Annotated in this window: 10 protein-coding genes, 1 tRNA gene and 1 riboswitch; of the genes, 6 read left to right on the top strand and 5 right to left on the bottom strand. The window is 64.9% G+C overall.

Going from position 1 to position 13,252, the window contains the following annotated elements; genetic code table 11:
• Positions 1 to 202: 202 nt before the first annotated feature.
• Positions 203 to 1,318 carry a glycosyltransferase family 4 protein gene (locus P5704_016130; GenBank protein WOF77570.1) on the top strand — a complete coding sequence of 372 codons (1,116 nt, stop codon included), beginning with the start codon at positions 203 to 205 and terminating at the stop codon, positions 1,316 to 1,318.
• Positions 1,319 to 1,326: 8 nt separating this feature from the next.
• Here the strand turns inward: P5704_016130 and P5704_016125 are convergent, their stop codons facing one another.
• The 3 genes from P5704_016125 to thiC all read right to left on the bottom strand — a co-directional run bounded on the left by P5704_016125 (position 1,327) and on the right by thiC (position 5,010).
• A complete protein-coding gene (locus tag P5704_016125; GenBank protein ID WOF77569.1) occupies positions 1,327 to 2,745 on the bottom strand; it encodes an MBL fold metallo-hydrolase in 1,419 nt (472 codons plus the stop codon).
• 99 nt (positions 2,746 to 2,844) lie between these two features.
• Positions 2,845 to 2,919 (bottom strand) — tRNA-Thr (locus tag P5704_016120).
• Between the two features lie 207 nt (positions 2,920 to 3,126).
• Entirely contained in the window at positions 3,127 to 5,010 is a 1,884-nt protein-coding gene (thiC, locus tag P5704_016115) for a phosphomethylpyrimidine synthase ThiC (GenBank protein ID WOF77568.1), read from the bottom strand.
• Between the two features lie 96 nt (positions 5,011 to 5,106).
• A riboswitch (TPP riboswitch) is annotated at positions 5,107 to 5,213 on the bottom strand.
• Between the two features lie 175 nt (positions 5,214 to 5,388).
• Between thiC and P5704_016110 the strand changes: the two genes are divergently transcribed.
• Positions 5,389 to 6,843: a TolC family outer membrane protein gene (locus P5704_016110; GenBank protein WOF77567.1), complete on the top strand. Its 1,455-nt coding sequence runs from the start codon at positions 5,389 to 5,391 to the stop codon at positions 6,841 to 6,843.
• A 118-nt stretch (positions 6,844 to 6,961) separates the two neighbouring features.
• On the opposite strand, the gene waaA is transcribed toward P5704_016110, so the two are convergent.
• Positions 6,962 to 8,230, bottom strand: coding sequence for a lipid IV(A) 3-deoxy-D-manno-octulosonic acid transferase (gene waaA, locus P5704_016105; protein WOF77566.1), 1,269 nt, complete (start codon positions 8,228 to 8,230; stop codon positions 6,962 to 6,964).
• A gap of 119 nt (positions 8,231 to 8,349) precedes the next feature.
• Here waaA and P5704_016100 point away from each other — a divergent pair, with 119 nt between their 5' ends.
• The 4 genes from P5704_016100 (at position 8,350) to P5704_016085 (ending at position 11,702) form a co-directional block, all read left to right on the top strand.
• On the top strand, positions 8,350 to 8,682 hold the full coding sequence (locus tag P5704_016100; GenBank protein ID WOF77565.1) for a multidrug efflux SMR transporter: 333 nt from the start codon (positions 8,350 to 8,352) through the stop codon (positions 8,680 to 8,682).
• A gap of 60 nt (positions 8,683 to 8,742) precedes the next feature.
• Positions 8,743 to 9,918: an FAD-dependent oxidoreductase gene (locus P5704_016095; GenBank protein WOF77564.1), complete on the top strand. Its 1,176-nt coding sequence runs from the start codon at positions 8,743 to 8,745 to the stop codon at positions 9,916 to 9,918.
• Entirely contained in the window at positions 9,915 to 10,724 is an 810-nt protein-coding gene (locus P5704_016090) for an aldo/keto reductase (protein ID WOF77563.1), read from the top strand. Before P5704_016095 ends, P5704_016090 begins: the two co-directional genes overlap by 4 nt.
• Before the next feature lie 90 nt (positions 10,725 to 10,814).
• Complete coding sequence (locus tag P5704_016085) at positions 10,815 to 11,702, top strand: metal ABC transporter ATPase (protein WOF77562.1); 888 nt, start codon at positions 10,815 to 10,817, stop codon at positions 11,700 to 11,702.
• A gap of 72 nt (positions 11,703 to 11,774) precedes the next feature.
• Here P5704_016085 and hldE read toward each other — a convergent pair whose 3' ends face one another.
• Positions 11,775 to 13,196 carry a bifunctional D-glycero-beta-D-manno-heptose-7-phosphate kinase/D-glycero-beta-D-manno-heptose 1-phosphate adenylyltransferase HldE gene (gene hldE, locus P5704_016080; protein ID WOF77561.1) on the bottom strand — a complete coding sequence of 474 codons (1,422 nt, stop codon included), beginning with the start codon at positions 13,194 to 13,196 and terminating at the stop codon, positions 11,775 to 11,777.
• Positions 13,197 to 13,252 lie beyond the last annotated feature (56 nt).

The following is a 13,252-nucleotide window of genomic DNA, read 5'->3' as shown; positions in this document are numbered from 1 at the left end:
ATATTCGAAAGCGGCGGAGTCTACCATCGTTATATCCACCGGAGAATGTAAACCGAGCTGGTACGATGAATGACTCCCTTGTCGGGACACTGGGACGCAAGGTAGATTTCCGGCCCGGGGCCCCATGCCGGCCTCTATCCCTTTTGGCGCCAGCCCGATCGCTCAGCGTATTCAGGCGCCCCACAACCTGCCTCGAGCCCCCATGCGCGTCCTTCACTTTTTCAAGACCTACCTGCCGGATACCACCGGCGGTATAGAACAGGTCATCTATCAGCTGTGCCAAGGCAACCGCGAACTGGGGGTTGAAAGCCGAGTACTGACACTGAGCTCTGATGCTTCGCCGCAACGCCTATGGGTCGCTGACCACGAGGTGATCAGGGCGCGTCAGGATCTGTTCATTGCCTCCACCGGCTTTTCCCGGGAAGCATTCGCGTTGTTCAGCGATGCGGCTAGGCAGGCCGATATCATCCATTTCCATTTTCCCTGGCCGGTAATGGATCTAGTGCACTTCGTGAGCCGGCACAAGCGGCCATGCGTCGTCAGCTATCATTCGGACATCGTCCGCCAGCGCACACTGCTCGCCCTTTATAAGCCGCTGATGCAGCGCTTCCTGGCGGGCGTGGACCGCATCATCGCTTCCTCGCCGAACTATCTTGAAAGCAGCGAGGTCCTGGGTCGGTTTGGCGGCAAGACGGTAGTCATACCCTATGGCCTGGATCGCCAGGCCTACCCCGAGCCTTCGACCGAGCGCTTGACCTATTGGCGCGGACGCCTGCCGGCGCGCTTTTTCCTGTTTGTCGGCGTACTGCGTTACTACAAGGGGCTGGAGTATTTGCTCGAGGCGGTGGCCGGCACTGGCTGGCCAGTAGTGATCGCTGGCGCAGGTCCTGAGGAAGCCAACCTCAAGGAACAGGCACGCCAGCTCGGACTTGCACATCTGATCTGGACCGGGCGGATCACCGATGAGGACAAGGCCTGCCTGTTGCAACTCTGCCACGCATTCGTCTTTCCATCACACCTGCGCTCGGAGGCATTCGGCATTTCTCTGCTGGAGGCAGCCATGTATGGCAAGCCGATGATCTCCTGCGAGATCGGCACGGGGACGACATTCGTCAACCTGGACGGCGTTACCGGTATGGCCGTCCCGCCGGCCGACTCGCCAGCATTGCGACGGGCCATGAGCCAACTCTGGGAGAATCCGGCTCTGGCCGCCGAGCTGGGCGCGAATGCGGCGCGCCGCTTCGGGGAGAAGTTCAGTGCGCAGCGCATGTGCGAGCAAACGGTACAGGTCTACCGGGACGTACTGCAGGGCCGCTAGAGCGAAGCTCAGCGCTCGGGGACCAGCACGTCTACCCTACGCCCCTTGGCCGCATAGGCTGACATAAGGCCCTCGCGCAGTTGCTGCTTGGCGCGCGCCTCGCCATGCACCAGCCGCACCTCGCTCGGCCAGCGCCGCATCGTGGTGATGAAGCCAAGCAGCCCATTCCGATCGGCATGCGCCGAGTAGCCACCAATGCTTTCAATACCGGCGCGGATGTCCAGCCGCTGGCCATCGAGCTCGACGTAGCCACCGCGAGGGCCGAAGCGCTGGATGGCGTGCCCAGGGGTGCCGGCAGCCTGGTAACCGACGAAAAGAACGTTGTGCCGCCGATCTTCGAGCATCGCCTTCAGATAGTTGACGATGCGCCCGCCGGCGCACATGCCGCCACCGGCGATGACCACGGCCGGCCGCGCCGTTTCGGCCAGGTGGCGGACCATGCTCAGATGCTGGTCGTGGCTGTCGACGGTGAGCAGCTGGTCGAATGCCATCGGATCGCGCCCCTCGCGCAGCCGACCCTGCGCTTCGTCATTCCAGAACGGGCGCAGCTCGCGGTATGCCTCGGTGAAGCGACTGGCCAGCGGCGAGTCGAGGATGATCGGCAGCTGCCGCCAGCCGGCACCAGACGCAGGGCCGGCCCCGGCATGGGCCTCGAAGATGATCTGTTCCAGCTCGTAGAGCAGCTCCTGAGTGCGGCCAATGCTGAAGGCCGGGATCAGCACGCTGCCGTCGTCGGCCAGCGCCTTCTCGATCAGTCGTTTCAGGCGTTGTCGGCGCCGGGTTCGATCCTCGTGCTGGCGGTCGCCATAGGTGCTCTCCAGCACCACCACGTCGGCGCCTGCCGCCACTTGCGGCGGGCGCAGCAAAGGCGCATGAGGCGCACCGAGATCACCCGAGAACAGCACACGCCGACGTGCCTGGCCAGGACGCCTGATGTCCACCTCGACATAGGCCGAGCCGAGGATATGCCCGGCGCGCCGCAGGCGGATGCGCGCCCGCAACGACGACGTGTCGCTGAGGGTGAACCAGCGGTTGTAGGGCAACGCGATCAGACGCCGCTCGACGAGCGCAAGATATTGCTCGACCTTGTGCTGGTCACGACTGATGCCGAGACGAAAGGCGTCCTCGAGCACGATCGGCAGCAGCCGGGCAGAAGGCTCACTGCAGAGGATGGGGCCACCGAAGCCTGCGGCCAGCAGGTAGGGAATGCGGCCGACGTGGTCGATATGCACGTGGGTTGCGACCAGCGCACGAATGCCGGCCAGGTCGAACTCGATATCCAGACTGCCGGCCCCGGCCCGTCCCGGCGAGGTATCGGCCCCCTGGAACAGCCCACAATCGACCAGCAGGCTGAAACCGGTATCCAGGCGCAGCTGATGACAGGAGCCGGTGACGCCATCGGCGGCGCCGTGATGAAGGATTTCCATGACTCGTCCCTGAGTGTCGAAAACACAGGGGACCTTAGCCGGAAAATGCTGCAGCGGCCATTGGCCAAGTCACAGTTAACGACTGCACCCGCCAAACAATGGAGCCCATGGGCGGACTTGAACCGCCGACCTCTCCCTTACCAAGGGAGTGCTCTACCGCTGAGCTACATGGGCATCGCGAAGGGCGAGCACTCTAAGCGTCTAATGCAGGAAAATCAATAAGTTGCAGGTCGCCTCGGGTAGCGCTGGGCGGGCAATTCGGTGGATGGCTTCGGCCATCCACCCTACGCCTGCCGGCAGCACAAGGCGAAGCTTCCCGCAGGGTGGATAACCGCACAGCGTTAGCCGCGCTCATGATCAGCGCAGGCCCGCCCTCGCCGGTCACACCTGTTTGTAGATCACCGAGCCTTCGTCCTTGAAGCGCGAGGACTGCTCGGCGAAACCCGCCTCGATGGCTTTCTGCTCATCGGTCAGGCCGTGCTCGGCAGCGTACTCGCGCACTTCCTGGGTGATCTTCATCGAGCAGAACTTCGGCCCGCACATGGAGCAGAAATGCGCCACCTTCGCCGATTCCTTCGGCAGCGTCTCGTCGTGGAAGGCGCGGGCGGTGTCCGGGTCCAGGCCGAGGTTGAACTGGTCTTCCCAGCGGAACTCGAAACGCGCCTTGGACAGGGCGTTGTCGCGGACCTGCGCGCCCGGATGGCCCTTGGCGAGGTCGGCGGCGTGGGCCGCGATCTTGTAGGTGATGATGCCGGTCTTGACGTCATCCTTGTTCGGCAGGCCCAGGTGCTCCTTCGGCGTGACGTAGCAGAGCATGGCGCAGCCGAACCAGCCGATCATCGCGGCACCGATGCCGGAGGTGATGTGGTCGTAACCAGGGGCGATGTCGGTGGTCAGCGGGCCGAGGGTGTAGAACGGCGCCTCGTCGCAGCATTCCAGCTGCTTGTCCATGTTCTCCTTGATCATGTGCATCGGCACATGGCCGGGGCCTTCGATCATGCATTGCACGTCATGCTTCCAGGCGATCTTGGTCAGTTCGCCGAGGGTCTCCAGCTCGCCGAACTGCGCGGCGTCGTTGGCATCGGCAATCGAGCCCGGACGCAGGCCATCGCCGAGGCTGAAGCTGACGTCGTAGGCCTTCATGATTTCGCAGATTTCCTCGAAATGGGTGTAGAGGAAATTCTCCTTGTGATGCGCCAGGCACCATTTGGCCATGATCGAGCCGCCGCGGCTGACGATGCCGGTCACGCGCTTGGCAGTCAGCGGCACATAGCGCAGCAAGACGCCGGCATGGATGGTGAAGTAGTCCACACCCTGCTCGGCCTGTTCGATCAGGGTGTCGCGGAACAGCTCCCAGGTCAGGTCTTCGGCAACGCCGTTGACCTTTTCCAGCGCCTGGTAGATCGGCACAGTGCCGATCGGTACCGGCGAGTTGCGGATGATCCACTCGCGCGTCTCGTGGATGTGCTTGCCGGTGGACAGGTCCATCACGGTGTCCGAACCCCAGCGGATGCCCCAGGTCAGCTTGGCCACTTCTTCCTCGATGGAGGAGCCCAGCGCCGAGTTACCGATGTTGCCGTTGATCTTCACCAGGAAGTTGCGGCCGATGATCATCGGCTCCAGCTCGGTGTGGTTGATGTTCGCCGGGATGATGGCGCGGCCGCGCGCGACTTCCGAGCGGACGAATTCGGGGGTGATCTCCTTGGGAATCGCGGCGCCGAAGCTCTGCCCGGCATGCTGCTCGGCCAGCAGGCCGGCTTCGCGCGCCTCGGCGAGCTTCATGTTCTCGCGGATGGCGACGTACTCCATCTCCGGCGTGATGATGCCCTTCTTTGCATAGTGCATCTGGCTGACGTTGTGCCCGGCCTTCGCGCGACGCGGGTTGCGCACATGGGCGAAGCGCATGGCGGATAGTTCGGCATCGTTGAGGCGGCGCTGGCCGAACTCGGAGGACAACCCCGGCAGCTTCTCGGTGTCGCCGCGGTCCTCGATCCAGGCGCTGCGCACGTCGGCCAGGCCCTTGCGCACGTCGATGGTGACGTTCGGGTCGGTGTAGGGGCCGGAGGTGTCGTAGACGGTGACCGGCGCGTTGATCTCGCCGCCGAAGTCGGTGGGTGTCACGTCCAGGCTGATCTCGCGCATGGGTACGCGGATGTCCGGGCGTGAACCCTGGACATAGATTTTCTGCGAACGCGGGAAGGGTTGAATGGACTGCTGGTCGACCTGGGCGGATTCACTCAGGTTCTTGTTGCTTTGCACGCTCATCGGCTTCTCCTGGGATGTGTCGGAGCGAACCTGAGCAACACGGCGGATCAAGGGCGTCGGGCACCGCAACTGCGGTGGAGAGACTCGTCACGTTCTAGACGAGGACATCTTGTTCCCTACGCAGGCCTTAACCTGATCAGGTTCAACGGGATCCGGAACTTTCCGATCTCAGCCTTCGCTTCAAGGCACCCCGACAAGAACGCCGTCGAGTCTAATCAAGACCTTGGGCGAACACCATGGCAACGACGAAACTAGTCGACCGTTCGGTCATTTGCCCGGACCGCCATCGCCGCCTCACACCACGGCGCACGCGCGCCTTGACCCCCTGACAGCTGCCGCTTAGCCTTGCCCATCAGCTCTATTCAGGATGGACCCAACATGCTGCGCAGACTCCCCCTGGCTCTCGCCGTGGCCACCCTCACTGCCGGAGGAGCCTGGGCGCAAGAGACCGCCCCCCTCGCCAGCAAGACCGATCTGGTCAGCGTCTACCAGCAAGCCGTCAACAACAACGCCGACCTGGCGGCAGCCCGGGCGCAGTTCCGCGCACGCCAGGAAGTGGTGCCACAGGCACGCGCCGGCCTGCTGCCCAACCTCAGCGCCGGCGCCGAGCTGAGCGACACCGAAACGGACGTCGACACCAGCATGGGCTCCACGTCGCTATCACGCAGTGGCACCGCCTATCAGGCGACGCTGAGCCAGCCGATCTTCCGTGCCGACCGCTGGTTCCAGCTCAAGGCTGCGGAAGCCGTGAGCGAGCAGGCCGCAATCGAATACTCCATCGCCGAGCAGGACCTGATCCTGCAGAGCGCCCAGGCCTACTTCGCCGTGTTGCGCGCGCAGGACAATCTGGCCGCGGTAAAGGCCGAGGAAGCCGCGTTCAAGCGCCAGCTCGACCAGGCCAACGAACGCTTCGAGGTGGGCCTTTCCGACAAGACCGATGTGCTCGAAGCCCAGGCCGGCTTCGATACCGCGCGCGCCAATCGCTCCATCGCCCAACGCCAGGTCGAGGACGCCTTCCAGGCGTTGTTCACCCTAACCAACCGCGAGTACGTGGCACTGGAGGGCATCCGCCATACCCTGCCGGTGCTGGCGCCGGTGCCAAACGAGGCCAAGGCGTGGGTGGATACGGCGACGCGGCAGAACCTCAACCTGCTGGCGGTCAATTACGCCGTGACCGCCGCCGAGGAAACCCTGCGCCAGCGCCGCTCCGGCCATGCGCCAACACTCGACGCCGTGGCCTCGTACCGCAAGGGCGACAACGACGCGCTCGGCTTCAGCAACACCCAGAGCATCCCCGGCTTCGACATGCCGCGCTATACCGGCGACGTCGAGCAGCGCAGCATCGGCCTGCAGCTGAACATCCCGCTCTACAGCGGCGGGCTGACCACCTCGCAGAGCCGCGAGGCCTATTACCAGCTCAGCCAGAGCGAGCAGCAGCGCGAAAGCCTGCGCCGCCAGGTGGTGGAGGCCACACGCAACCTGCACCGCGCGGTGAACACCGATATCGAACAGGTCCAGGCCCGCCGGCAGTCGATCATCTCCAACCAGAGTGCGTTGGAAGCCACGGAGATCGGCTATCAGGTCGGCACCCGCAACATCGTCGATGTGCTCGACACCCAGCGGCGCCTGTATGCCGCGGTACGCGACTACAACAACGCCCGCTACGACTACATTCTCGACAACCTGCGCCTGAAGCAGGCGGCCGGCACGCTGAATCCGGACGACCTGCAGCAGCTGGCGGCCTACCTGAAACCCGATTACAACCCGGACACCGACTTCCTGCCGCCGGATCTGCCGCAGACCATCGGTCAGCCGGTGCGGGTGGATTATTGAGCCAGGGGGCTCGCTTGAACCGCGGTTGGGTGGGCTAAAGCCCACCAGGCGCTCGCCCCCCAGACGGCGCAATGACGCCGACAGTTGATCCGGCTTCCTCGCGGACCAGACACACCAGCTAGCCGAGCAGCCTCGCCAGCCCTGTCAGCAGACGCTGCAAGGCGCCCTGATTGGCCTTGAGCACGCCCAGCCCGGCGTCACGCATCCGTTGCGCGGCAGCCGAATCGCGCCAGATTTCACCGACAGCATCCGCCAGCTGATCGGCATCCTGCACTTCGCGCAGGGCGCCGGCATCGCGCAGCTGCGCGGAGATTTCGAGAAAGTTGAACAGATGCGGACCACTGAGGACCGGCTTGCCCAACGCCGCAGGCTCCAGCAGGTTGTGTCCGCCATTGGGCACCAGGCTGCCACCGACGAAGGCCACGTCGGCCAAGGCATAGAGAAACAGCAGCTCGCCCATGGTGTCGCCGACCAGCACCTGCGTGCCGGCGCCAACCGTCTCGCCCGTCGAGCGGCGCACCGCGGCAAAGCCTTCCTTGCACGCCAGTTCAAACACCGAGATGAAGCGTTCCGGATGCCGTGGTACCAGGAGCAGCAGGGCCTGCGGAAACCGCTCCAGCAAGCGTCGGTGCGCGGCCAGGATGATTTCGTCCTCGCCGGCATGGGTGCTGGCGGCAATCCACAGCGGCCGATCCTGCGCCGCCCATTGATCGCGCAATTCGGTCGCCCGCGCCAGCAGTGCCGGGTCGATGGCCAGGTCGAACTTGATCGAGCCAGTCACTTCGACGCATTCGTGGCGTGCGCCGAGCTGGCGAAAACGCTCGGCTTCAGTCTCTGTCTGCACGGCAATCAGGCTCAGCTCGGCCAGCATCGGCGCGGTCAGACGGGCGAAGCGCGCGTAGCCGCGAGCCGAGCGCTCGGACAAGCGAGCATTGGCCAGCGCTACCGGAATGCCGCGCCGGGCGCACTGATGGATATGGTTGGGCCAGAGCTCGGTCTCCATCACCACCGCCAGCTTCGGCTGCAGGCGATCCAGAAAGCGCGCCGCCGCCCAAGGCAGGTCATAGGGCAGGTAGCAATGCTGCACGCTGTCTCCGAACAGCGCCTGGATGCGCTCGGAGCCGGTCGGCGTCATGCAGGTGATGGTGATCGGCAGCTGCGGGTAGCGTGCCATCAGCTCACGGACCATCGGCGCCGCGGCGATGCTCTCGCCGACCGACACCGCATGCACCCAGATGCCACCCGGACGAAGCGGCGGCAAACCAAAGGCGAAACGTTCGCCGATACGACGGGAGTAGGCCGGCGCGCGCCAGGCGCGCCAGAGCAGGCGCAGAAATACCAGCGGCAGGCCGAGGTGGAACAGCAGGGTATAGAGGGTGCGATTCATGGGCGCGGAGCTTAGCAAGCCGCCTGCCGGCGAGCCACAATCGCCACGGCTGGCGAACTAGTTGACGAGGACGCGACCGAACGAAGTTGACCTCCTCCAGCCCACGATCAGGATTTCCCATGTCCGGTTACGTTTACCTGGCCATCGCCATCTGCGCCGAAGTGATCGCCACCACCTCGATGAAAGCCCTGGCCGGCTTCAGCCGCCCGCTGCCCCTGTTGCTGGTGATCTGTGGCTATAGCCTGTCCTTCTGGATGCTGGCGCTGGTGGTGAAGACCATTCCGGTGGGGATCGCCTACGCCATCTGGGCGGGCCTGGGCATCGTGCTGGTCAGCATCGCTGCGGCGCTGATCTATCGCCAGCACCTGGACCTGCCGGCAGTGCTCGGTATGGCCCTGATCATCGCTGGCGTGGTGGTCATTCAGCTGTTCTCCGGCAGCACCGGCCACTGAGCACCCCGCGAACTGCATGCAGTTATACTGCGCGTCCGTTTCCCCGTATGAGGCCTGCACATGCCTGAATCCCTCAGCACCGATGTCCTGATCGTTGGCGGCGGCGTCGCCGGCCTCTGGCTCAACGCGCGCCTGCGCAGGCAAGGTTTTGCCACGTTGCTGGTGGACAAGGGAACGCTGGGTGGCGGGCAGAGCGTGAAGTCCCAAGGCATCATTCATGGCGGTACCAAATACGCCTTGAGCGGCGCCCTCACCGGCGCATCCGAAGCCATCGCCGACATGCCACGGCGCTGGCGCGAGGCTCTTGCAGGCAAGGGCGAGCTGGATCTCAGCGGCGTGCGCCTGCTGTCCGATGCGCATTACCTCTGGTCGCCCGGCACGCTGGCCGGCAATCTCACCAGCTTCTTCGCCAGCAAGGCAGTGCGCTCGCGGGTCGGCCAGGTCAAGGGCGATGAGCTGCCGCCTGCGCTGCAGCATCCGCGGTTCAAGGGCAAGGTCTATCGCCTCAGCGAGCTGGTGCTGGACGTGCCCAGCCTGATCGCCCGGCTGGCCGAGCTGGCTGGCGACACCCTGCTGGCCTGCCAGCAGATCGAACCACTACTCGACGGCGACGAACTGGTCGGCCTACGCGTCGATGGTCGCGAGATCCGCGCTCAGCGCATCGTCTTCAGCGCCGGTGGCGGGACTGCCGAGCTGCTCGCGTCGCTCGGCCTGCAGCAACCGGCCATGCAGCGCCGTCCGTTGCACATGGTTATCCTCAAGGCGCCCACGCTCAAGCCGCTCTACGCTCACTGTCTGGGCGGCGGAACCAAGCCGCGCATCACCGTGACCAGCCATCCGGCAGCAGATGGCGAGTGGGTCTGGTATCTCGGCGGCGATCTGGCCGAAGCCGACGGCGTGGCGCGCGACGAAGCCAGCCAGATCGCCGTGGCGAAGAAAGAACTGGCCGAGCTGGTGCCCTGGATCGACCTGTCTACCGCGCACTGGGCCACGCTACGCATCGACCGCGCCGAGCCTGCGCAATCGGCCCTCGCCCGTCCGGACAATGCCTTTCTCGCCGAGCAGGGCCGCCTGCTGGTCGGCTGGCCGACCAAACTGGCGCTGTCACCGGACTTTTCCGACCGCGTCGAAGCCACTCTCGCCCGCGACGGCATTCGCCCCGGCCAGCATCCTGCGCTACCGGAACTGCCGCGACCACCGTTGACCGGCCCGTTCTGGGAAGGGCTGCTGCCATGAGTGCAACGCTGCATGAGTTGCACCGCCCGCTGGGCAGCACTGGCCTGAACATCTCGCCACTGGGCCTGGGAACGGTGAAGCTCGGACGTGACCAGGGCGTGAAGTACCCCAGCGGTTTCGCCATTCCCGACGATACCCAGGCTCGCCAGCTGCTGGCGCTGGCCCGCGATCTGGGTATCAATCTGATCGATACCGCCCCGGCCTACGGCGTCAGCGAAGAACGGCTCGGTCCGTTGCTGGCTGACCAGCGCGATGAGTGGGTGGTCGTCAGCAAGGTCGGCGAGGAGTTCGAGAACGGCCAGTCGCACTTCGACTTTTCCGCCGCGCACACGCGCTTTTCGGTCGAACGCAGCCTCAAGCGCCTGCGCACCGACCGCATCGAGCTGGTGCTGGTGCATTCCGATGGCAACGATCTGGACATCCTGCAGCATGCCGAGGTCTACCAGACCCTCGCCGAGCTCAAGCGCGAGGGCAAGATTCTCGGCTACGGCCTCTCCGGGAAGACCGTGGACGGCGGACTGCTGGCGCTGCAGCAAGGCGACTGTGCGATGGTCACCTACAACCTCAACGAGCAGGCCGAGCGACCGGTGCTCGACTACGCTGCAGCCCACGGCAAGGGCATTCTGATCAAGAAAGCCCTGGCCAGCGGCCACGCCTGCCTCAAGCCAGGTGAAGACCCGGTGCGCCGCAGCTTCGAGCTGCTGTTCAGCCACCCCGGCGTCAGTGGTGCGATCATCGGCACTATCAATCCGCAGCATTTGACGGCTAACGTACGGACTGCTGCTACCGTTCTGACCGGCAACTGAAACGGTCCTAGCGGCAACGTTCATCCGCTGCGCGGGAGCGCATTACGCTGATGCCGCGCGGTTACTTTCTTCGCCGCAAGGAGAATCCGAATGCCAAGAGTTCTGGTGCGCAAGAGCCCTGCCGCATTCAAGACCCTGCCTCTCTACGTCGAGGCCAGCCAGGACAACCTGAGCTATCAGAGTCTGGGCCGGCCGTTGAACTTCAGCGAAGTGATCGAGCGCCGCCGCCCGGTGGAGGTGTCCGATCCGGGCCGTTTTGCCATCGAACTGGCCAATCTCGGCGTTTCGGTGCGTCTGACCATGAGCTGGCAGGGCCGCGAATACTGGGTGCTGGTCCGTCAGCAGCGGCCGGACCGTGGTGACGTTGTCCTCAAGCTGATTTCCGGCTACATCCCGGCGCATGAGCTGAACCTGCCGCTGCTCACCGCCATCCAGGAAATCGCCGAAGAATGCCTGCTGGAAACCCCTGAAGGCTGGCTCGCCGGACGTTTCGGCGATACCTGGCTGCCCACCCCTTACCAGGCCAGCCTGCACTACCGCGAGGCGGTGCACTTCAAGCTCGCCTCACAATCCGGCGCCACGCGCCCGGTGCAGTGCGGCAACATGGTGCTGATGGAGCGTCCACGCGCCTATGTACACCTGCCGACCGCATCGTTGCAGCTGGTATATGACATGCGCATGGAGCTACCGAAAGAGACGCGACAGCTGAGCCTGTTTCATGTCGACGAACGCTTGGAAGACGGGCAACTGGTTGCGCGCCTGGAGCGCAGCCGGCCCGACATCTACCTGATACCGCTGCATCAGGGCCAGCCGCAGGATCAGCTGTTGCAACTGCGCAATGGCCAGTTCAGCCCGGTGAACACTCGCGGCCTGTGGCTATCGGAAAGCTTTGCGCCGCAGGAAGGCTGGGTGGTGCGCGACGAGCGCGTTCGCTGGCGGGATTGGTGGGCGGCACGGCCGATGGCAGCCGCCCGTTAACGCGTAGTGGGTAGCCGCGCAAAGCGGCTATCCACCTACTGACGCGATACGCGATAGGCGTATCCAAAGGACTCAGCGGCTGCGAATCTTCTCGACGATGGCGGTGGTCGAGCTGTTTTCCACCAGCCCCAGCACCTTCACCACACCGCCGTAGGACTTGACCAGATCGGCACCGACGACCTGATCGACGCCATAGTCGCCGCCCTTGACCAGCACATCGGGACGGACCTGGGCCAGCAGGTTTTCCGGCGTGTCCTCGGCGAAGCACACCACCCAATCCACCGCTTCCAGACCGGCGAGCACCGCCATGCGGCGGTCCACCGAGTTGATCGGCCGGCCCGGGCCTTTGAGGCGGCTCACCGAACCATCATCGTTCACCGCCACCACCAGCCGGTCGCCCTGGGCGCGGGCCTGCTCGAGGTAGGTCACATGGCCGGCGTGCAGGATGTCGAAACAGCCATTGGTGAAGACGATCTTCTCGCCCTCGGCGCGGGCATCCTCGACCGCGGTGAGCAGTTGCTCGACGGTCATCACGCCGCGCTCGGAGCCTTCCTCGCGTTGCACCGCGCGGCGCAGCTCCGGCGCGCTGATGCAGGCGGTGCCCAGCTTGCCGACCACGATCCCGGCGGCCAGGTTGGCCAATGCCACGGCCTGTGGCAGTTCCTCGCCGGCCGCGATCGCAGCGGCCAGCGTCGAGATGACGGTATCGCCGGCACCGGTGACATCGAACACTTCACGGGCACGAGCCGGCAGGTGCAGCGGCGCGTGATCGGGACGCAGCAGGGTCATGCCGTGCTCGCCACGGGTGACCAGCAACGCATCCAGCTCGAGCCGGCTCATCAGCTCGGCGCCCTTGGCGACCAGTTCGGCCTCATCGGCGCAATGCCCGACGATTGCCTCGAATTCGCCCAGGTTCGGCGTGATCAGCGTGGCACCGCGGTAGATGTCGAAGTCCTTGCCCTTGGGGTCGGCTAGCACCGGAATGCCACGGCGTCGCGCCGCCTGGATCAACGCCTGATGATTCCTCAGCGCGCCCTTGCCGTAGTCAGACAGCACTAGCACCTTGACCCCGGCCAACAGCGCCTCGACCTCAGCCAGGATCGCCGCCGGATCGGTATCGAACGGCTCCTCGAAATCCATGCGCAGCAATTGCTGATGGCGGCTCATCACGCGCAGCTTGACGATGGTCGGCTGGTGCTCAATGCATTGGAAATGCGCTTCAACGCCGGCGGCTGCGAGGCTGTCGACCAGGCTCTGACGCGCCTCGTCCTCGCCGGTCACGCCGACCAACCGGGCAGGCGCGCCCAGTGCAGCGATGTTCAGCGCAACGTTGGCTGCGCCACCGGGGCGATCCTCGATCTGCTCGACCTTGACCACCGGCACCGGCGCCTCCGGCGAAATCCGCGACGTGCCGCCATGCCAATAGCGATCGAGCATGACGTCACCCACCACCAGGACGGGGGCTTGGTCGAAACGGGGCATGGACAGCTTCATTGAGAGGGCTCCGGGGCGCTGGAAAACGCCGCGGATCATAGCATGCCGGCGCGCCG

The organism is Pseudomonas sp. FeN3W (assembly GCA_030263805.2).
GTDB lineage: Bacteria > Pseudomonadota > Gammaproteobacteria > Pseudomonadales > Pseudomonadaceae > Stutzerimonas > Stutzerimonas stutzeri_G.
The sequence above is the reverse complement of the archived record's forward strand: the minus strand, read 5'-3'. Positions and strand labels throughout refer to the sequence as shown.